At 74.0% G+C, this 18,738-nt stretch carries 17 protein-coding genes and 1 pseudogene; 10 read left to right on the top strand and 8 right to left on the bottom strand.

Annotation, left to right across the window (positions count from 1 at the left end):
• Positions 1-3: 3 nt before the first annotated feature.
• The gene (locus tag ACTWPV_RS00360) at positions 4-1,209 is read left to right on the top strand and encodes a cytochrome P450 (protein ID WP_443150131.1); all 1,206 of its coding nucleotides are present in this window, start codon (positions 4-6) and stop codon (positions 1,207-1,209) included.
• 76 nt (positions 1,210-1,285) lie between these two features.
• Here ACTWPV_RS00360 and ACTWPV_RS00355 read toward each other — a convergent pair whose 3' ends face one another.
• Positions 1,286-2,206: a cyclase family protein gene (locus ACTWPV_RS00355; protein WP_443150130.1), complete on the bottom strand. Its 921-nt coding sequence runs from the start codon at positions 2,204-2,206 to the stop codon at positions 1,286-1,288.
• 27 nt (positions 2,207-2,233) lie between these two features.
• Here ACTWPV_RS00355 and ACTWPV_RS00350 point away from each other — a divergent pair, with 27 nt between their 5' ends.
• Complete coding sequence (locus ACTWPV_RS00350) at positions 2,234-3,403, top strand: serine hydrolase domain-containing protein (RefSeq protein ID WP_443150129.1); 1,170 nt, start codon at positions 2,234-2,236, stop codon at positions 3,401-3,403.
• A 12-nt stretch (positions 3,404-3,415) separates the two neighbouring features.
• Here ACTWPV_RS00350 and ACTWPV_RS00345 read toward each other — a convergent pair whose 3' ends face one another.
• A complete protein-coding gene (locus ACTWPV_RS00345; RefSeq protein WP_347643097.1) occupies positions 3,416-4,153 on the bottom strand; it encodes an SDR family NAD(P)-dependent oxidoreductase in 738 nt (245 codons plus the stop codon).
• On the bottom strand, positions 4,153-4,773 hold the full coding sequence (locus ACTWPV_RS00340) for an isochorismatase family cysteine hydrolase (protein ID WP_443150128.1): 621 nt from the start codon (positions 4,771-4,773) through the stop codon (positions 4,153-4,155). The genes ACTWPV_RS00345 and ACTWPV_RS00340 overlap by 1 nt, the downstream gene beginning before the upstream one ends.
• Positions 4,774-4,934: 161 nt before the next feature.
• On the opposite strand from ACTWPV_RS00340, the gene ACTWPV_RS00335 reads away from it, so the two are divergent.
• From ACTWPV_RS00335 to ACTWPV_RS00305, 7 genes are all read left to right on the top strand, one after another.
• Positions 4,935-6,896, top strand: coding sequence for a protein kinase domain-containing protein (locus tag ACTWPV_RS00335; RefSeq protein WP_443150127.1), 1,962 nt, complete (start codon positions 4,935-4,937; stop codon positions 6,894-6,896).
• 11 nt (positions 6,897-6,907) lie between these two features.
• On the top strand, positions 6,908-7,264 hold the full coding sequence (locus ACTWPV_RS00330) for a Zn-ribbon domain-containing OB-fold protein (protein ID WP_443150126.1): 357 nt from the start codon (positions 6,908-6,910) through the stop codon (positions 7,262-7,264).
• A complete protein-coding gene (locus ACTWPV_RS00325) occupies positions 7,261-7,584 on the top strand; it encodes a VOC family protein (protein WP_347641458.1) in 324 nt (107 codons plus the stop codon). Before ACTWPV_RS00330 ends, ACTWPV_RS00325 begins: the two co-directional genes overlap by 4 nt.
• Positions 7,585-7,600: 16 nt before the next feature.
• Positions 7,601-9,109: a class I adenylate-forming enzyme family protein gene (locus ACTWPV_RS00320; protein WP_443150125.1), complete on the top strand. Its 1,509-nt coding sequence runs from the start codon at positions 7,601-7,603 to the stop codon at positions 9,107-9,109.
• Entirely contained in the window at positions 9,106-11,124 is a 2,019-nt protein-coding gene (locus tag ACTWPV_RS00315; protein ID WP_443150124.1) for an acetate--CoA ligase family protein, read from the top strand. Before ACTWPV_RS00320 ends, ACTWPV_RS00315 begins: the two co-directional genes overlap by 4 nt.
• The gene (locus ACTWPV_RS00310; protein ID WP_443150123.1) at positions 11,111-11,860 is read left to right on the top strand and encodes a glucose 1-dehydrogenase; all 750 of its coding nucleotides are present in this window, start codon (positions 11,111-11,113) and stop codon (positions 11,858-11,860) included. Before ACTWPV_RS00315 ends, ACTWPV_RS00310 begins: the two co-directional genes overlap by 14 nt.
• A 256-nt stretch (positions 11,861-12,116) precedes the next feature.
• Positions 12,117-14,228 carry a CHAP domain-containing protein gene (locus ACTWPV_RS00305; protein WP_443150122.1) on the top strand — a complete coding sequence of 704 codons (2,112 nt, stop codon included), beginning with the start codon at positions 12,117-12,119 and terminating at the stop codon, positions 14,226-14,228.
• A gap of 125 nt (positions 14,229-14,353) precedes the next feature.
• Here the strand turns inward: ACTWPV_RS00305 and ACTWPV_RS00300 are convergent, their stop codons facing one another.
• Genes ACTWPV_RS00300 through ACTWPV_RS00290 form a run of 3 tightly spaced genes read right to left on the bottom strand, consistent with a single transcriptional unit; the run spans position 14,354 to position 17,252 of the window.
• Positions 14,354-15,166: a TIGR03619 family F420-dependent LLM class oxidoreductase gene (locus ACTWPV_RS00300; protein ID WP_443150121.1), complete on the bottom strand. Its 813-nt coding sequence runs from the start codon at positions 15,164-15,166 to the stop codon at positions 14,354-14,356.
• Positions 15,163-16,137, bottom strand: a complete 975-nt coding sequence (locus tag ACTWPV_RS00295) for an acyl-CoA dehydrogenase family protein (RefSeq protein ID WP_443150120.1) — start codon at positions 16,135-16,137, stop codon at positions 15,163-15,165. Before ACTWPV_RS00295 ends, ACTWPV_RS00300 begins: the two co-directional genes overlap by 4 nt.
• Positions 16,134-17,252 carry an acyl-CoA dehydrogenase family protein gene (locus tag ACTWPV_RS00290; protein ID WP_443150119.1) on the bottom strand — a complete coding sequence of 373 codons (1,119 nt, stop codon included), beginning with the start codon at positions 17,250-17,252 and terminating at the stop codon, positions 16,134-16,136. The genes ACTWPV_RS00295 and ACTWPV_RS00290 overlap by 4 nt, the downstream gene beginning before the upstream one ends.
• A 150-nt stretch (positions 17,253-17,402) precedes the next feature.
• Between ACTWPV_RS00290 and ACTWPV_RS00285 the strand changes: the two genes are divergently transcribed.
• Complete coding sequence (locus ACTWPV_RS00285) at positions 17,403-18,137, top strand: dienelactone hydrolase family protein (protein WP_443150118.1); 735 nt, start codon at positions 17,403-17,405, stop codon at positions 18,135-18,137.
• On the opposite strand, the gene ACTWPV_RS00280 is transcribed toward ACTWPV_RS00285, so the two are convergent.
• Together ACTWPV_RS00280 and ACTWPV_RS00275 are read right to left on the bottom strand one after the other, a co-directional pair.
• On the bottom strand, positions 18,125-18,235 hold the full coding sequence (locus ACTWPV_RS00280; protein WP_443150874.1) for a hypothetical protein: 111 nt from the start codon (positions 18,233-18,235) through the stop codon (positions 18,125-18,127). The genes ACTWPV_RS00285 and ACTWPV_RS00280 overlap by 13 nt on opposite strands.
• Before the next feature lie 105 nt (positions 18,236-18,340).
• Positions 18,341-18,703: pseudogene (locus ACTWPV_RS00275) on the bottom strand (ATP-binding cassette domain-containing protein); the annotation flags it as partial.
• Between the last annotated feature and the right edge of the window lie 35 nt (positions 18,704-18,738).

Genomic DNA, 18,738 nt, shown 5'->3' with positions numbered 1-18,738 from the left:
TTTATGCGACTTCCCATCGAACGTCACCCCGGACACCCCTTCGACCCGCCCGCCGGTCTGCGCGGCCTGCCGGCGATGAGCCGCCTGGAGTTCGCCGACGGCCACCTGGGCTGGCTGGCCACCACCGACGCCGCGGCCCGCACGGTGCTCGGCGACCCCAGGTTCAGCGCCCGCCAGGAGATCAAGCACGTCGCCACGCACTCCTCACGTCCCGGCGGACCCGGCCAGGCGGCACCGCCGGGCTTCTTCGGCGCCATGGACCCCCCTGAGCACACCCGATACCGCCGGCTGCTCACCGGCCGGTTCACCGTGCGCGGGATGCGGCTGCTGGAGCCGCGCATCGAGCAGATCGCCGCCGAGCGGCTCGACGCCATGGCCGCCGCCGGGCCGCCCGCCGACCTCGTGACGGCGTACGCGCTGCCGATCCCGTCCATGGTCATCTGCGAGCTGCTCGGGGTCCCGTACGCCGACCACGAGTTCTTCCAGGAACGCAGCTCCCAGCTCGTCATCCCCGGCGGCGACCCCGCGGCGGTCGGCGACCTGACCGCCTACCTGCACGAGCAGGTGCGGTGCAGGCGCAAGGCGCCCGGCGACGACCTGATCAGCGATCTCACCACCGACCTGACGGACGAGGAGCTGACCAACGTCGCCCTGCTCCTGCTCGTCGCCGGCCACGAGACCACCGCCAACATGCTGGCCCTCGGCGTGTTCGCGCTCCTGGAGCGGGGCACGCCCCCGGAGTCCGTCTCGGACGACGCCGTCGAGGAACTGCTGCGCTGGTTGTCGATCCTGCACCAGGGCGGGCCGGCCCGTACCGCGCTGGAGGACGTCGAGGTCGCGGGCGAGCTGGTCAGGAAGGGCGAGACCGTCGTCCTCTCCCTGCCCGTCGTCAACCGCGACCCGTCCGTCCACGACGACCCCGAGACGCTCCGGCTCGACCGCGGCGGCGCGCGCCGGCACCTGGCGTTCGGCCACGGCGTGCACCAGTGCCTCGGGCAGCAGCTCGCCAGGATCGAGCTGCGCATCGGCTACCGCGCCCTGTTCGAGCGTTTCCCGGGGCTGCGGCTGGCCGTCCCCGCGTCCGCGGTGCCGCTGAAGCCCGACGCCACCGTGTACGGCGTCACGAGCCTGCCCGTCACCTGGCCACAGGGGTCTGACGAAGGCGTGATCGAGCCCGGAGGCGAGCATGCTCCGACCAGTCCCGCATGACCGCCGAGTTCCGCGCCCTGATGGCGGTGACGCCCGCGGCGTTCCTCGCGGGCCGCCTCCCGGCCCTCCAGCCGTGTCAGAGAACGGCCAGCGGGGTCAGCGGGCTGCCCGTGCCGCCCTCGATCCTGAGCGGCGCCGCCACGAACACGAACTCCGCGCGCCCGGCCGCGTCCAGCTCCTCGCCCAGCTCCTCCAGCCAGAGCATCTCGATCAGGTGGATGCCGTGCCGGTGGAGGAGGATGAGGTGCAGGTCGTCGGCGAGGCTCTCGCCGGCGCGCCCGCGCGCGTCGAGCCCGCCGATCGCGGCGTTGTCCGCGGCGACCGCCGCGACGTCGTGCGCGGCCAGCCACCGGCCCGCCGCGGCCGACAGTCCCGGCTGGCCCGACCAGTAGTGCTCGCGCGAGCGCTCCCACACCCGGGGCCAGCCCGTACGGATGACCGCGACGTCCCCGGGCCGCGGGGTGGCGATGTCCGCCAGCAGGCCGGCCGAGATCCGGTGATCGGCCGGCAGGTGGTCCAGGCCGAGGCGGCGGGGCACGTCGAACAGCACGCCCCTGGCGACCACCCCGCCCACCCGCTCGATGCCGCACCGGGTCGCGCCGTAGGAGCGCACCCTGGCCGCGGGGTGTCCGTTGTAGAGCTCGTCGCCCGACCACATGTGGCACAGCGCGTCCATGTGGGTGGTGGTGCCGTGGTGGGTCACGAGCAGCGCGTCGTCGGCCACCCGCAGGCCCTCGCCGATCGGCCGCGCCCCCGCCGCGTAGTCGCCGCCGTCCACGGACATGAAGTGCTGCGGCAGCGGGCGGCCGGGCAGGTGCGGGACGGTCGTGGGCGCGGGCGAGGAGGTGGCGCCCCTGATCGGCATGGCCAGGCTCAGCACCTCGCCCGTGGTGGCGCTGCGCAGCGCGTCGAGCACCACGGCGGGGGTGAGGAGGTTGAGAGTGCCACGCTGATCATCTGGGCCGAATCGTCCCCAGTTGTTAGGCTCGTCTATCACTGAGCTCCCTTTCTCCGCGGAGGTCTGATGCACTGCGATCCCCGGTTCTCCGGCGTACGCGAGGTCTTCGAACGGCACTTCTCCGACGGCGAGGAGCTGGGCGGCGCCCTGGCCGTCTACCTGGACGGCGAGCTGGTCGTCGACCTGTGGGGCGGGGTCGCCGACCGGCACACCGGGCGGCCCTGGCAGCAGGACACGCCCGCGTTCGTCTACTCCTGCACGAAGGCGGTCACCGCCGCCGTGCTGCTGCAGCTGGCGGAGCGGGGCCAGGTGGACCTCACCGCGCCGGTCGCCGACGTGTGGCCCGAGTTCGCCGCCGAGGGCAAGGCGGCCATCACCGTCGAGCAGGTGCTGACCCACCAGAGCGGGCTGCCGGTGATCGAGGAGCCGGTGCCGGTGGAGGAGTTCGAGGACCACGCGGCGATCGCGGCCAGGCTCGCCGCCCAGGCGCCCCTCTGGGAGCCGGGGAAGGCGCACGGTTACCACGCGCTGACCTACGGGTTCCTGCTGGGTGAGGTGATCAGGCGGGTGACGGGCAAGAGCGTCGGGGAGCTGGCCGCCGCCGAGATCGCCCGCCCGCTGGGGCTGGAGCTCTGGGTGGGGGCGCCGGACACCGTGATCGCGCGTACGGCCAGGCTCCAGGCCGGCGAACGCGCCCGGCCTCCTGCCCCCACCGAGGCCGAGGCCGCGCCTGAGGTCGGGCGGGCGCGGGACGTGCTGGCCGAGGTGGCCAGGGCGGCCCAGGACCCGCAGAGCCTGATGAACCGGGCCCTCGGCAACCCCGGCATGCACCTGCTCAAGGGCGGCGCGAACCATCCGGTCATCCTGCGCGCCGGATGGCCGGCGGCCGGGGCCGTCGCCACCGCGCGAGGGCTGGCCGGGTTCTACCGGGCGCTGATCGCCGGCGAGCTCCTGTCTTCCGGCGCGCTGCGCGAGGCCGTACGCCCGCGCGTGAGCGGCCCCGACCGGGTGCTGCTGCTTGACACCTCGTTCGGGCTCGGCTTCATGCGGCCGTCGCTGACGTTCTTCGTGCCGTCGGAAACCGCCTTCGGCCACACCGGCATGGGCGGCTTCATCGGTTTGGGCGACCCCGAGCGCGGTCTGGCCGTCGGCTACGTCATGAACAGGATGGCCGCCGCGCTCTCCGGCAACCTGCGCGGCATCCGCCTGGTGGAGGCCGTCTACCGGGCCCTGTGACCGCATCGGGGCTCAGTGCATGGTCACGCCGCCGCTCACCGACAGGATCTGCCCGGTGATGTAGGCGGCGCGGTCGGTGCACAGGTAGGCGACCAGGCCCGCCACGTCGGCGGGCGTGCCGAGGCGGCGCAGCGGGATGCCGCGCGCGATCTTGCCGACGAGCCCTGGCTCGGCCTCCGACACCCTGCGCAGCATGGGTGTGTCGGTGGGTCCGGGGCAGACGACGTTGGAGGTGACCCGGGCTCCGGCGGCCTCGCGGGCGAGCGTCTTGGCCAGCCCGAACAGCCCGGCCTTCGTGGCCGCGTACGCGCCTTCGCCTCCCGAGCCGGCCCTGGCGCCGTCGGAGGAGACGAACACCAGCCGCCCCCGGCCTCGCTCCAGCATGCCGGGCAGCAGGAGCTTGGTGAGCAGCATCGGCCCGCGCAGGTTGACCTGCCACATGAGGTCCCAGCTCGCCGGGTCGCTCTCGATGAACGGCCGCACGACCGACACCCCGGCGTTGTGCACCAGGATGTCCACCGGCCCCACGGCGCCGGCGAACGCCTCGACGGACGGGGGCGCGGCCAGGTCGACGGCCAGCGCCCGCGCGCCGGGCAGGCCCGCGGCGACCTTCCCGGCGTTCGGCAGGTCCACGTCGGCGATGACCACGCGGGCGCCGAGCGCGGTCAGGTCGGCGGCGATGGCCGCGCCGATCGCGCCCGCTCCCCCGGTCACGACCGCCACGCGCCCGTCCAGGCGCAGCCCGTCCATCACGCAGGTGTCCGTCTCGTCCATGCGCGGGCCAGGTCCGCGGCGGCGGTGCGGGTGGCGAGCAGGCCGATCGTGTGCTTCAGCACGGCCCGCGCGTAGTCGTCGGGGATGCCCGCCACCGCGTCCTTCACCACCGTCACCCGGTAGCCCAGGTTGACCGCCTCCAGGGCCAGCCCGGGGATGCCCAGGTTGAGCGAGACCCCGGCCGCGACGACGGCGGTGACGCCCATCGAGCGCAGCGTCATGTCGAGCGAGGTGCCGGTGAACGGGGAGAAGCCGTGGTAGCGCCGGCTCTCCAGGTCGCCGCCGTCCCGCAGCTCGGGGATGACCTCGGTGGCGGGCGTGCCGTCCAGCATGTGGCCGGGATCATTGAGCAGCGAGATGATGAACGGGCAGTTGCCCGTGTGGGAGCCGGCCCGGTCGGGGCGGAAGGCGGCCGTGCAGTGGATGACGGGGATCGCGGCGGCCCTGGCCGCGTGGAGGACGCGGGCGGCGTTGGCCACGACGTCGTGCCGGACGCACGCATCCACCAGTTCTGGAAATTTCGTGAGATCGCCGACGACGCCCCGCTGCATCTCCATCACCAGCACGGCTACCCGCTCCACCGGCGACCTCCGCATGCTCTTTAGCCGAGCGCTTGCTTGGTAATGTCGATCAGCATAACACCTGCCATCAGGGGCCATCCCCCGATGGACGCTGGGCGAAATTTCTGGACTCGTGACAACCGGAACCCCGGGTGAGACCGTCCAATCGAAGACGGCTGCCTGATGGGGGTTAGGACTTGGTCCCTGGTTACCGTGAAGTACGCCAGCTCGGCGCCGGCCGCACCGGCCGCGTGTTCCTCGCCACCTACCAGCAGACCGGCGCCTACGTCGCGATCAAATACCTGAACGCCACGCTGCGCCGGGACGCCGAGTTCATGGACCGCTACCGGACGGACACCCACGAACTCGTCGAGATCGACGACCCGAACGTGGTCAAGCTCTACGAGTACGTCGAGACGCAGAGCAGGGCCGCCATCGTCATGGAGCTGGTGGACGGCGTCACGCTGCGCGCCCTGCTGGCCGAGCACCACAGGATCAGCGCCGAGGCGGCCCTGGCCGTGGTGAAGAGCACGCTGCTGGCCCTGGCCGCCGCCCACGAGCGGGGCGTGCCGCACCGCGACGTCAAGCCGGACAACATCCTCGTCCAGGCCGACGGCACCACCAAACTGGCGGACTTCGGCGTCGTGGTGCACGCCGAGGAGCCGGGCGTGCCCGCCGGCAGTCCCGAGTACATGGCGCCCGAACTGTGGACCCAGGGCAGGACGGGCCCGCCCGCGGACGTGTACGCGGCCGCGTGCGTCCTGTTCGAGGCGGCCAGAGGGCGGCCCCCCTACCGGGCGTACAAGGAGGGCGGGGACGGCGGGCTCGACGTGCCCGCGCTGCGCGACCAGCACCTGGTGGAGCCGGTGCCCGTGGAGGTCGCCCCCGACACGCTGCGCGACCTGCTCAGGCGAGGGCTCGCCAAGGACCCCGCGCTCCGGTACGCCTCCGCCCGGCAGTTCGCGGCGGAACTGGAGGAGGACGCCGTCGCCACGTACGGCCCCGACTGGGAGAAGCGCGGGCGCCGCCACCTCGCGGAACTGGCCACGCTGCTCGCCCTCCGCTTCCCGCTGGCCAGGACCGACCACGCCGCGACGGCCGCCTCCCGCATCCGCGACCGCATGCCGAGGGTGCCCCGGCTGCCTCCGCACCTGTGGGTGGCCGGCGCGACGGTGGTCGCCGTGTCGATCTCGCTCATGATGTCGGGCGGCCGGCTGCCCCCCGGACCGGGGGCGATCCTCATGCCGCCGCCCGAGACGCAGAGCGTGACGGAACCGACCCAGGCCGACGCCGGCACACCCGGCCCGACCGGGACGGCCGCCACACCCCGGCGCACGGCCGCCGAGCCGGCGCGCACGCCTCCCGCGCGCAGCGCCTCACGGTCCCTCCCCGCCGTCCGGCGGCCCTCCGCCCCGGCCCTCACCGTCCAGGCGGTCGGCATCGTGCGGTGGAGCGGCACGGCCGGCGCTATCAGGGTGGCGGCGAACGGCACCGGGCCCGTGCGGCTGCGGATCTCGTACACGCGGAGGGACGGGGACTCCGGCGCGGCCAGGACGGTCCGCCAGGAGCTGCGCACCCTGCGCGGCCGGACCTCCTACGCCAGCGCCGTCACGCACGATCCCGGGGGCGTGGCGTGCGGGCGCCGGGCGTACGTCGGGATCCTCGTCATGACGGAGCCGGCGGCGGACAACGGGCCGCAGGTGAGCGAGGTGCTCGTGGACGGGCCCTCCTGCGCCGCCCCGACGCCGACCTCGTCCGGGCCCACCGTCCCGACGCCCACCCATGAGCCGACCGCCTCGGCCCGCACCACCCCCGCCCCCTCCCCCGCCCGCACCACCTCGTCCCCGCCCGCCCGCATCTCGTCGCCGACCTCCACCACCGACGGATCCTCGCGCCTCGCGCCACCACATCCGGTCACGAGCCTCACTCCCGCCCCCGACCACGACGCCGCCACTTCCGCCATGGAGCCCGGCGTGACACCACCTCCCGCCGCCGACCCCGACGCGGCATCGTCCACCTCGCCGCCGCTCGCCCAGGAAGATTCCGCGCTGTCGCCGGAGGACCTCACCGCACGCCGCCGTGGCGATCCCGTACGCTTCAGCGACAACCGTCACGGGCCCGGCGGGCGAGGTCTTGTGGGGGTACCAAGCGTGCGCTAGCTTGGCTAGCGATGAGCGGTGACACCTGTGCCCACCGGGCCGCCCACGGCGAACTGGTCATCCAGCGCTGCACCGGCTGCGACCACCGCGGCCACCTCCCGGAACCGGCCTGCCCCAGGTGCGGCGGCCGGGCCTTCCGCGCCGAGCCGGTCTCCGGCGAGGGCGTGGTGCACACGTTCACGATCGTGCACCGCTCCTTCGCCCCCGGCTACCAGGGGCGCGAGCCCTACGCCGCGGCCTGGGTGGACCTGCGGGAAGGCCCCAGGGTGTTCGGGCACGTGGTGGGGTGCGCACCGGAAGAGATACGCGTCGGCATGCCGGTACGCGTGACGTTCATAGACGATCTCCCCCATTGGAGGCCCGCGTGAAGCTGGGCAACGTGCTGATTCCCGTCGCCGACCTGGACGAGGCGATCGCCTTCTACGGGCTGCCGGTGAAGTTCCGCGACGGCGACAGGTTCGCGGCGCTCGACGGGGGCGGGGTCACCGTGGCGCTGGCCGGGCCCGCCGAGCACGTCACCGCCTCGGCCGCGCCGTCGTACAAGGTGGACGACGTGGCGCGGGTCGTGCGGGAGATGGAGGGACGCGGCGCCGAGGTGGTGCGGGCGCCGGAGGACGGGCCGCACGAGAGGCGGGCCGTGCTGCGCGATCCCTCAGGCAACGTCTTCGTGCTCTATTCGCCCCTCTGATGTGGAGGCACCCCCGATGGCACGATCACCCTACGGCAACTACGGCCACGCGGTCCTGACCGCGGGAGCGCTGCGCACGCCCGACAGGGTGGCGCTGACGTACTGCGGCGAGCGGAGCTTCACCTACGACGAGCTCAACAGGAGCGTCAACCGCCGCGCGAACGCCCTGATCGCCGCCGGGATCACGCCGGGGCGGCGGGTGGCGGTGCTGCTCAACGAGACGTTGCGGGTGGCCGAGGTCTACCTCGCGCAGGCCAAGATCGGGGCGGTGACGGCGGCGCTGAACCCGTACTGGCCGGTGGAGACGGTGCGGGACGTGGTGGCCGCCTCGGGCTGCACGGCGCTGGTGCACGACGCGACGGTCGAGGGAGCGGTCGAGCAGATCAGGGGCGAGCTGCCGGCGGTGACCGCGTGGATCGACGTACGCGAGCCTGCGGAGGGTTCGGACGCCGAGCCGCCGCTCGGCGGGTTCCACGACGATCCGCTGGCGCTCTACTACACCTCGGGGACGACAGGGCTGCCCAAGGCCGTCGTGCACACGCACGCGTCGTCGCTGGCCACGGCGCGGATCTGGCTGGACGTGCCGCGCGGGCCCGACGCGGTGTTCGGCACGGGCGCGATCATCTGGGGCATCGGCTTCCCCGCCATCGCCGGGCCCGCCCTGTACGCCGGGATGCGGCTGGTGCTGGAGCAGGACTGGGGCCCGGCGAACTTCCTGCGCGCCGTCCCCCGCGAACGGGTCACGCACGTGTCGCAGATCCCCTCGTTCTACGCGGCCCTGCTGGGCTCGCCCGACCACGAGGGCGTGGACCTGTCGTCCATCCGGGTGATCATGCTGGGCGGGGAGCCGCTGACCGCGACCATGCTCGACCGGATCAGGGCCAGGCTGCCGCAGGCGGCGGTGTTCTCGTACTACGGCCAGACCGAGGCGCCGTACACGTGCATGGGGCGGGTGGACGACGGCTCGATCCCGCTCGGATCGTCAGGGCGCGCCCGCACGGGCAACGCGGTGCGGATCACGAACCAGCGCGGCCACCGCGTGACCGGCGAGGTCGGCGAGATCAACCTGGCCGGGCCGCACCGGATGGCCGGTTACGACGGCCTGCCGGACCGCACGGCGGAGGTGCTGCGCGGCGAGTGGTACGTCGGGGGCGACCTCGGGACGCTCTCGGCCGACGGCGTGCTGCGCGTGCTCGGCCGGCGGGAGGACGCGATCATCAAGGGTGGCGTCTGGACGCAGCCGGCCGTGATCGAGGAGGCCGTTTCCGCCCTCGACGGCGTGGCCGAGGCGGGCGCGGTGGGCGTGCCGGAGGGCGCGGCGGACCAGCGGGTCCTGCTGGCCGTCGTGCCGCGCGCCGGGCACTCGCTGGACCCCTCCAAGATCGCGCTGTCGCTGGCCGACACGCTCCCCGCCCACCAGCGCCCCGACCACATCGTGGTGGCCACCGCGCTCCCGCACGCGCAGGACGCCTCCGGCGGCCCCGGCAAGCTGCTGCGCGGGAAGATCCGCGAGCTGTACGGGTGAGCGCGTACGAGCACGAGGTCAAGGCGCTGCTGCGCGAGGCGGGAGTGCCGGTCCCGCGCGGGGTGGTGGTGCGCGACGGCGACTTCGGCCCGGCCGGCGAGCTGGCCGAACCGTTGGTGCTGAAGGCGTTCGGGCCGGGGCTGGTGCACAAGTCCGAGGCCGGGGCCGTGGCGCTGGGCCTGCGGCACGGCGAGCTCGCGGCGTCGGCCGCCACGATGGCCTCCCGGCTGGACGTCGCCGGGTTCCTCGTGGAGGAGCAGGCGCGGGCCGGGGTCGAGCTCATCGTGGGTCTGGTGCGCGACCCTGGGTTCGGGCCGGTGGTGCTGGCCGGTCTCGGCGGGGTGTGGGCGGAGGCGCTGGGTGACACGGCGCTGCGGCTCTGCCCGATCACGGAGGAGGACGCCCGGAGCATGCTGGCCTCGCTGCGCGGGGCCGCGCTCCTGCGCGGGTGGCGCGGCGGCCCGCCGGTGGACGTGGACGCGCTGGTCAAGCTGCTCGCGACGGTCGCCGGGCCCGGCGGGCTGTGGGAGCGGCTGGAGCTGGGCGAGTTCGAGCTGAACCCGGTCATCGCGGGACCGTCGGGCGTGGTGGCCGTCGACGCCCGCCACCTGCCCGCCGCGGCTCCCGCGCGGGCGGCGGCGGGACCGCCCGCGGACTTCCTGCCGCTCTTCGAGCCCCGGGCGGTGGCGGTCGCCGGCGCGTCCGCGACCCGGCCGAACTTCGGCAACATGTTCCTCGGCTTCTACCGCGAGGCGGGTGTCCCGCTGGTGGCGGTGCACCCCGAGGCGGACGAGGTGTCGGGCGTGCCGGCCGTACGCTCCCCCGCGCTGGCGGAGGTGGACTACGCGCTGGTCGCCGTGCCGGCCGGGCGGTGCGCCGACGTGGTGCGGCAGGCGGCGGGGATCCCGTTCGTGCAGGTGATGAGCGGCGGGTTCGGGGAGGCCGGGCAGCACGGGCTGGAGCGGGAGCTGGTCGCGGCGGCCCGGGCGGCGGGCACGCGGCTGCTGGGGCCCAACTGCATGGGCGTCTACTGCCCGCGGGGCCGGCAGACCTTCGTCGGCGGCGGGCTCGGGCACGCGGGATCCGTGGCCCTGATCTCGCAGAGCGGCGGCCTGGCGGGCGAGGTGATCAAGGTGGGGGAACGGCGCGGGCTGGCGTTCAGCCGGGTCGCCACGGTCGGCAACGCGGCCGACGTGACCCCGGCCGAGCTGCTGCGCTGGCTCTCCGGTGACGAGGAGACGCGCGCGGTCGGGCTGTACCTGGAGGATCCGCGCGGCGGGCGGGAGCTGTACGAGGCGCTGCGCGCGACGCGCCTGCCCGTGGTGCTGCTCGTCGGCGGGCGCAGCGGGCAGGGGCGGCGCGCGGCGGCCTCCCATACGGGCGGCATGGTGAGCGACCGGCGGATCTGGGAGGCGGTGGCCGAGCAGGCGGGCGTGGCGCTGGTGTCCGGCCAGGACGACCTGATCGGGGTCCTGGCGTATTTCCAGGCGCACGGCTCGCGGGTCACCTCCGGGGACGGCGTGCTGGTGGTGGGGCCGAGCGGAGGCGCGAGCGTGCTTGCCGCCGACGCGTTCGACGGCGCGGGCGTGCGGCTCGACCCGCTGCCTGACGACGCGCTCGACGCGCTGCGCGGGCTCGGGGTGGCCGCGGCGGGCAATCCGCTCGAGGTGCCCGTCGGGCCGCTCGGGCGTGCCGGGCTCGTGCCCGAGGTGATCACCACGATCCTGTCGCGGCGGCCGTACCGGGACGTCGTGGCGCACGTCAACGTGCAGGCCTTCTTCACGTACGGCGACGCGGCGGAACCCCTCTACGCCTACGCCGGGGCGGTCGCGGGAGCCCAGGACGCGCTGCCGGGCACCCGGATCACCCTCGTCACCAGGAACGGCGACTGCGCCCCCGAGGGCGTCGAGGACGAAGTGCGACGGATCGCGGCGGCTGCGGGTGTCCCCGTCTACCGCTCCATGGAGGCGGCCGCGGCGGCCGTCGCCGGAGGAGGACGTCATGAGGTTGCTTGACGGCAGGGTCGCGTTGATCACGGGCGGGGCCCGGGGCATGGGGGCGGCGCACGTGCGGCTCTTCCTGGAGGAGGGCGCGCGGGTGGTGTTCGGCGACGTGCTGGACGACGAGGGCAAGGCGCTGGCGGAGGAGACGGGCGCGGTCTATGTCCGGCACGACGTGACGAGCGCACGGGAGTGGGAGCGCGCGGTGTCGATGACCACCGATCTGTACGGCAAGCTCGACGTTCTGGTCAACAACGCAGGGATCCTGAAATATCGGCGCATCCACGAGATGTCACCCGAGGACTTCGACCAGGTGATCGGCGTCAACCTCAAGGGAGCCTGGCTCGGGATCAAGTCGGTGATCGACCCCATGAAGGCGGCCGGGCGCGGCGCCATCGTGAACATCTCCTCGATCGAGGGCTTCATCGGCGCCGAGGGGCTGTCGGCGTACTCGGCCTCGAAGTTCGGACTGCGCGGGATCACCAAGTCGGCGGCGCGGGAGCTGGCCAGGTTCAAGATCCGGGTCAACTCGGTGCATCCTGGCGCGATCAACACCGCGATGGCCATGGACCCCGACATGGCGAACGAGGTGGACGCGGACACCTTCGTGAAGTCCATGGTCATCAAGCGGTTCGCCAAGCCGGTCGAGGTGTCGCACGTGGTGGCGTTCCTGGCCTCCGACCGGTCGAGCTACTGCACCGGCAGCGAGTTCACGGTGGACGGAGGGCTGCTGACCGGGGCGGGATACTAAGATCTCACCCCAAGGTAGATCTTTTGGGTTTAAACCACCTGGATCGGACATTTCTGGCAGCATCCTGACCTGCGGTTCTTTCCCAAGAAGAGTCGACTCTCTCTTGGGGCGTGCTTGACCTGGGGTTACCAAACGGTAACCTCGCTCATCGCAGAAGATGACAAGCCACCGGTTTCATCACACCAGTCACAGGGCGTCCCTTACCCAGATCTGTGTGGACAAACCGGTCTTGCCCGGAAGGTTTCCCCACGCCTCCATGACGCCAGAGATGCAGAAGTTCATCGAGCTGCTCGAGCGCCAGCTCGGCTACTCGGAGAAGGCCGGCGCGTACACCAAGTTCGGCTCCTGGTACGGCAAGAACGTCGAGTTCGACGCCGACTACACCTCCGCCCCATGGTGCGACATGATGCTGTCCTGGGCGGCGCACAAGCTCGGCTACGAGGAGTGGATCGGCCAGTTCGCCTGGACGGTCGCCCACGCCAAGTGGTTCAAGGAGCAGGGCGCGTGGGGGAAGAAGCCCAAGCCCGGCGCGATCGTCTTCTACGACTGGAGCGGATCCAACAAGATCAGCAGGATCGACCACGTCGGCGTCGTGACGCGGGTCGAGGGCGACACGATCCACACGATCGAGGGCAACATCGACGGCGGCGTCGCCAAGCGCAAGGAACGCGACACGAGCAAGGTCGTCGGCTACGGCTACCCGGAGGAGATCAAGGCCCGCCTGGACGAGGAGGCCGCCCAGCAGGCCAAGGAGGCCAGGAAGAAGGCCGAGGAGCGGGCGGAGGAGCCGTCGAGGCCCGGCAACGACGTCGGCGTGCTCGAGCTTCCCGCGGACGAGGCGCTGTCCGGCATGATCCCCCGCGCCAAACGCGACGAGCCCGCCCGCGCCCCTCACTCCGGCGGCCGCGACGCCGACGCACCCGCCCCCGCTCCGTCGAAGAAGGCCGAACAGGAGGCCACGGTCCACGCCTCCGCGAGCGCCACCGGCAAGGAGCCCGCCAAGAAGGCCAAGCACGCCAAGCCGTCCACCGCCGACACCACGGCCGCGACCGCCGACCCGGTCCCCACCCACATCGACGCCGCGGCCACCGCCCCGATGCCCGCCGTGTCGACGCCGACGCTGGTCGGCTCGGCGCTGGTGGCCGCGCTGGCGCTGCTCGCCGTCGCCAAGACCCGCCGTATGCGGGCCGCCGCGTCCGCCGCGTCTTCCGCGTCTTCCGGGGCCGGCACGGGCGCCCGCCCGGCCCGCTCGAACGCCGGCCGCCGCCGCAACGCCGCCCCCGCGCCCCGGCGCCGGCTCGCCACCCGGCCCTTCGACCTCGCCACCGACGCCCCCGAACTCCGCACCACGGACACCGCCGTCCTCCGCTCCCCGCGCCACGCCGCGGTGCTCCGCTCCGCCCGGGACACCTCCGACGCCACCGTGCTCCGCTCCCCCCGGCAGTCCGGCGACACCACCGTGCTCCGATCGCCGGACGCCGCCGAACTCCACCCCTCTCACCGCCGCGCGAGTGCCGGGGACCGCCGCGCGGCGGGCACCGGGCCCTTCGCGCCCGCCTTCGACGACACGGCTCCCGCCGAGACGGGGCCGCTGGAGATCGTCCTCGACACCGGCCCGCTCGATCGCGTCGTGGACACAGGACCGTTCGAACGCATCGTCATCCCCGGCGCGTCGAGCAGCTTCGACGCCTTCGCCCCCACCCGCACCACCGGCGCGGACGCCTTCGGCCCGCTCGTCACCGTCGACCACCCCTCCGGAGCATCCGGCCCGCTCGCCAGCCCCACCGCCGACGGCTGGTTCCCCGGTAGCCGGCCGGACGCTCCTTCCCGAAGCGGCAGGCCGGGCCGTACCTCCGGCGACAGACCGGACCGTGCCTCCGGCGGCGTGCCTGGCCGTGTCCCCGGCGGGGTGCCTGGCCGTGCCTCCGGCGGGGTGCCTGGCCGTACCTCCGGCGGGGTGCCTGGCCGTGCCTCCGGCGGGGTGCCTGGCCGTGCCTCCGGCGGCCCCTATCGCGGACGGCGGCGGCGGCACGAACGGCTGGCCGAAGAGCCCGCGTTCGCGTCCGACCTGCCGTCGCGCGGCCGCCGCCACCGCCGCGCCCAGCCGGGCTCGCCTGACGCCCAGGGGCCTCGCCCCGGCAACGCGCCGCAACCCGCCGGAGCACCGTACGCCGGCCGCCAGGAGCCAGCACAGCCCGCGGGACGCGCGCAGTCCAGGCGGTCCGGCGAGGGGCGCGGTGCCGAGGGGTTCGTCCAGGACCTCCCGCTGCAGGGCCGCAGGCACCGCAGGACGACCCGCCCCGACGGCGGCCGCCAGCTCGCCGGCGCGGCCACCACCCGGCCAGGAAAGGGACGCCACCGCGCCTGACCGGTATCCCGGCTCGTCCCGAGGGACGCCACCGCGCCCGACCGGCGACCCGCCGGCCTCGCCCCACCACGCCCGGCCGGCCCAGAACCCTTGGGCGCGATGCCGAGGGCGTTCGGAGGGGCGCTCTAGCCGAGCCCGTGCTCGGCGGCGAAGGCGGCCAGCCGGGAGACGGCGTCCCGTCCGCGCGTCCACGGCCGTACGATGAGCCGTTCCACGCCCAGCGCCTCCCACGCGGCCACCTCGTCGGGGGAGGCCGGCGCGTGGGCGTGCACCGTCACGGGAACCCCAGGCCCGAGCCGGTCGAGCTGCGGCCTGATCGACTCGATCGTGTGCGGCATGCTGATCCACCCGTCGCAGAGCCGGGCCGCCCTGCGCAGCGCGGCGGCCGACTCCCCGCCCGCCAGCACGGGCAGCCGTCGCTGCACCGGCTTGGGCTCGAACGCGACCTCGGGGAACGAGTAGAACCTCCCGGAATGGGCCACCACCGGCTCGCTCCAGAGCCGCCTGACCACCTCGATCGCCTCGTCCAGCCGCGCCCCGCGCGTGCCGAACGGGATGCCCGCCGCCTCCCACTCCCCCCGGTACCAGCCCGCGCCGACCCCGCAGATGGCCCGTCCCGACGAGACGACGTCCAGCGTGGCGAACGCGCGGGCCGACACGAAGGGGTGGCGCAGAGCGAGGAGCTGCACCGCCGTGCCGAGCCTGACGCGAGTGGTGAAGGCGGCGAGCCAGCACAGGTACGCCGGCGCGTCGAACAGCGGCGTGCCGGGCTTGATCCCCGGGCCGGTGGCGCCCGGGTACGCGGCGAGCGACAGGTCGGTGGTGAACACCAGGTGCTCGGGCAACCACACCGACTCGAACCCCAGCTCGTCCGCGGCCACCGCCACGTCCTTCCACGCGGCGGGATGCAGCAGCCCGAGCGGCACGCCGAACTTCACGGATACCGTCCAGGGCCGCCGTTGACGATGGCGGCGCACAGGCGTTCGCGGTGAGCGGCCGCGGTGCCGTACGCGGACGAGAGCGACCAGGCCCGCGCTAGCCAGAACCGCAGATCCAGCTCCTCGGTGTACCCGATCGCGCCGTGCACCTGCAGCGCCACCCGCGCCGCGAGGCCGGCGACCTCCCCCGCGGCGGCCTTGGCGGCGCTGACGTCCCGTCCGGCGCTGGGCAGCGGCCGGCTCCGGGGCCCGCCCACCGACAGGGCCGCCCGGTGTACGAGGGGCGCGGCGAACTCGACGGCCACGGCGACGTCCGCGAGCTGGTGCTTGACCGCCTGGAACGACCCGACGGCCGCCCCGAACTGCGTCCTGGCCCGCGCGTACGCGACGGTGACCGCGAGCAGCTCCCTGGCGACCCCGATGAGCTGCGCCGCCGTGGCGGCGGTGGCCGCGAGCACCGCCGGTCCGGCGGCCGCGCCCAGGTCCTCGGACGCGTCGAAGCCCACCTCGAACAGCGGCCGGCACGGATCGACGCCGTGGCGGGGGGCGAGGCGTACGGACTCCTTGCGGACCAGGTGCCAGCCGCCCGCCCGCGCCACCACCAGAAGGTCGGCCAGGTCGGCGTCCGGCGCGTACGCCTGCCCCGGCGGCAGCACGCTCACGCACACCGCGCCGGAGGCCAGCCCGGGAAGGCTCGCCGGCAGGTACGCCGCCGCCACGGCGGTCTCGACGACCGGCCCCGGCAGGCATGCCCGCCCGGTCTCCTCCAGCGCCGGCAGGAGGTCGGCCGGTGACAACCCCAGGCCGCCGGACCCGGGGGGCAGCAGCGATCCGAAGAAGCCCAGGCCGGCGAGCTGCTTCCAGGCGGGCCGCCGCTCGGTGCGCAGTGCGGCCGGTGGGCAGTGGGCCCGCAGCACGTCGCGCACGGTCGCGCCCAGGGCGAGCTGGTCGGGGGTGAAGCCGAAGTTCACGGCCGCCGCACCCCCGCCCTGGGCAGCCCGAGGACGCGTTCGGCGATGATGGTGCGCTGGATCTCGTTCGTGCCCGCGTAGATCGGGCCCGCCAGCGCGAAGAGGAACCCGTCCAGCCAGGCCGTGTCTCCCGCCCGGTCTCCGAGCAGTTCCATGGCGAGGGCGTGCATGCGCAGGTCCAGCTCGGACCAGAACACCTTGCCCATGCTGGCCTCGGGCCCGAGCTCCTCGCCGGTCATGAGCCGGAGCGCGGTGGCGTACGTGTGCAGCCGGTACGCCTCCGCGTCGGCCCAGCAGCGGGCGGCCCGGTCGGCGAGGGCCGGGCCGGCGTCGCGGGCGAGCTCGACGAGCCGGTCGGCGGTGGCGAGGAAGCGTCCCGGGCTGCGCAGGGTCAGGCCGCGTTCTGACGAGGTGGTGGCCATCGCGATCCGCCATCCGTCGCCCGGCTCCCCGACCACCATCGGCTCCGGCACGAACACTCCGTCGAAGTGCAGCTCCGCGAACCCGGGCAGCCCGTCGAGCTGCGCGATCGGCCGGACGGCGACGTCGTCCATGGGGAACATGACGTACGTGAGGCCGTGGTGGCGCGTGCCGGAGGTGCGGAAGAGGCCGAACCCGTGGGTGGCGAAGGCGGCGCGCGAGCTCCACGTCTTGTGGCCGTACAGCCGCCAGCCGCCGGGCGCGGGCTCGGCCCTGGAGGTCAGCGCGGCCAGGTCGCTGCCCGCCTCCGGCTCCGACCAGGCCTGCGCCCACACGTCGTCGCCCCTGGCCATCCGCGGCAGCCAGCGGTCGCGTTGTTCCGGGGTGCCGAACCTCATGAGCGACGGCGCCAGCAGGAAGATGCCGTTCTGCGTCACCCGGGCGGGGGCGCCGGCGGCCCAGTACTCCTCCTCGAAGATCAGCCACTCGATGAGGGAGGCGCCGCGCCCGCCGTGGTGCTCGGGCCAGGAGACGACGGAGAGCCGCGCGCCGGCCAGCAGCGCCTCCCAGGCGCGGTGCGCCGCGAAGCCCTCCGCGGTGTCCATGGGCGGGAGCGGTCGCGGCACGTGCGCGCGCAGCCAGTCACGAACCTCGGCTCGAAAGTCCCACTCGGCCGGGGAGAAGTCGAGATCCACACTACCAACCTAGCGCACGCTTGGTTCACGCGCCATGGCATCCGGCACCGGAGCGACCGCACCGGCACGCGCGAACGTCGCCGCCACGACCCCCCGTGCTCGGATCCGAGCACGGGGATATCCGCGAACGCCCCGGGCATGCTGTCCGGCATGTGCCATTCCACCGACAGCAGACCGCCCGCCCCGCCCGTCCAGGGGGAGGTGGCCTCACACGAGCTGATCGCGCTGACCGCCGCCGACGGCAACCGTTTCCTCGCCTACCGGGCCGAGCCCACCGAGCCCAACGGCCGCAGCGTGGTGATCCTGCCCGACGTACGCGGCCTGCACCCCTTCTACCGCGACCTCGCCGTACGCTTCGCCGAGGCGGGATTCTCCACGATCGCGATCGACTACTTCGGCCGTACGGCGGGCCGCGGCGATCGCGGCGACGACTTCGACTTCATGCCGCACGTCAACCAGCTCACCCCCGAGGGGATCAGAGCCGACGCGAGGGCGGCGGCCGAGGCGCTGTCGGGCGGAGGGCCGGTGTTCACGGTGGGCTTCTGCATGGGCGGCTCCCAGTCGTGGCGGCTGGCCGCCGAGGGCAACGGCCTGTCCGGCGGCATCGGCTTCTACGGCGCGCTGCGCTTCATCGAGCCGCCGCGGTCAGGCCCGGGAGCGCCGCTCCTCCTGCTCAGAGGCGGGGCCGACACGGTCTCGACGCCGGAGGAGTTCGAGGCGTACGAAGCCGCTCTCGACCAGGTGGGCACGGAGCACGAGACGCACGTCTACGACGGCGCGCCGCACTCCTTCTTCGACCGCGCCTACGGCGAGTGGGCCGAGGCGTGCCAGGACGCCTGGAGGCGCATCCTGTCCTTCACCGAGCGCCACGCTCAGCCCAGATAGGCGGCCCTGACGACCGGGTCCTGCCTGATCTCGGCGGGCGTGCCGACGGCGATCACCTTGCCGAGGTCCAGCACGATGATCCGGTCGCAGACGTTCATGACGAACCCCATGTCGTGCTCGACCAGCAGCACGGTCGTGTCCAGGGTCCTGACGACCTCGCCCAGCCGGGCCGTCTGCCCGCCGTCCAGCCCGGAGGTGGGCTCGTCGAGCAGCAGCAGCTCGGGCCGGTCGGCCAGCGCCCTGGCCAGCTCGACGAGCCGGCGCCGGCCGACGGGGAGCGCGGCGGCGTACGCGTCGCGCAGCGGGGTGAGCCCGCACAACTCCAGCACCTCGGCGACGCGCTCGCGGCGCTCGCGCTCGCGCCTGCGGCGGCCCGGCCAGCCGGCCAGGTCGGCCGCGATGCCGCCGCCTCCGCCGTGCCAGTCGAGCGCGGCCAGCACGTTGTCGGCCACGGTGAGCCGACCGAAGACCTGGGTGTGCTGGAACGTGCGGCGCAGCCCGGCCCTGTCCCGCCTGACCGGTGACACGCCGGTCAGGTCCCGGCCGGCCAGCCTGACGCGTCCCTCGCTCGGCCTCGATTTGGCCTAGCGATCGCTTGATT

Origin of the sequence: Nonomuraea sp. KM88 (assembly GCF_052245635.1) — a bacterium.
Lineage (GTDB): Bacteria > Actinomycetota > Actinomycetes > Streptosporangiales > Streptosporangiaceae > Nonomuraea.
This window is presented reverse-complemented; position numbering and strand designations above follow the sequence as displayed.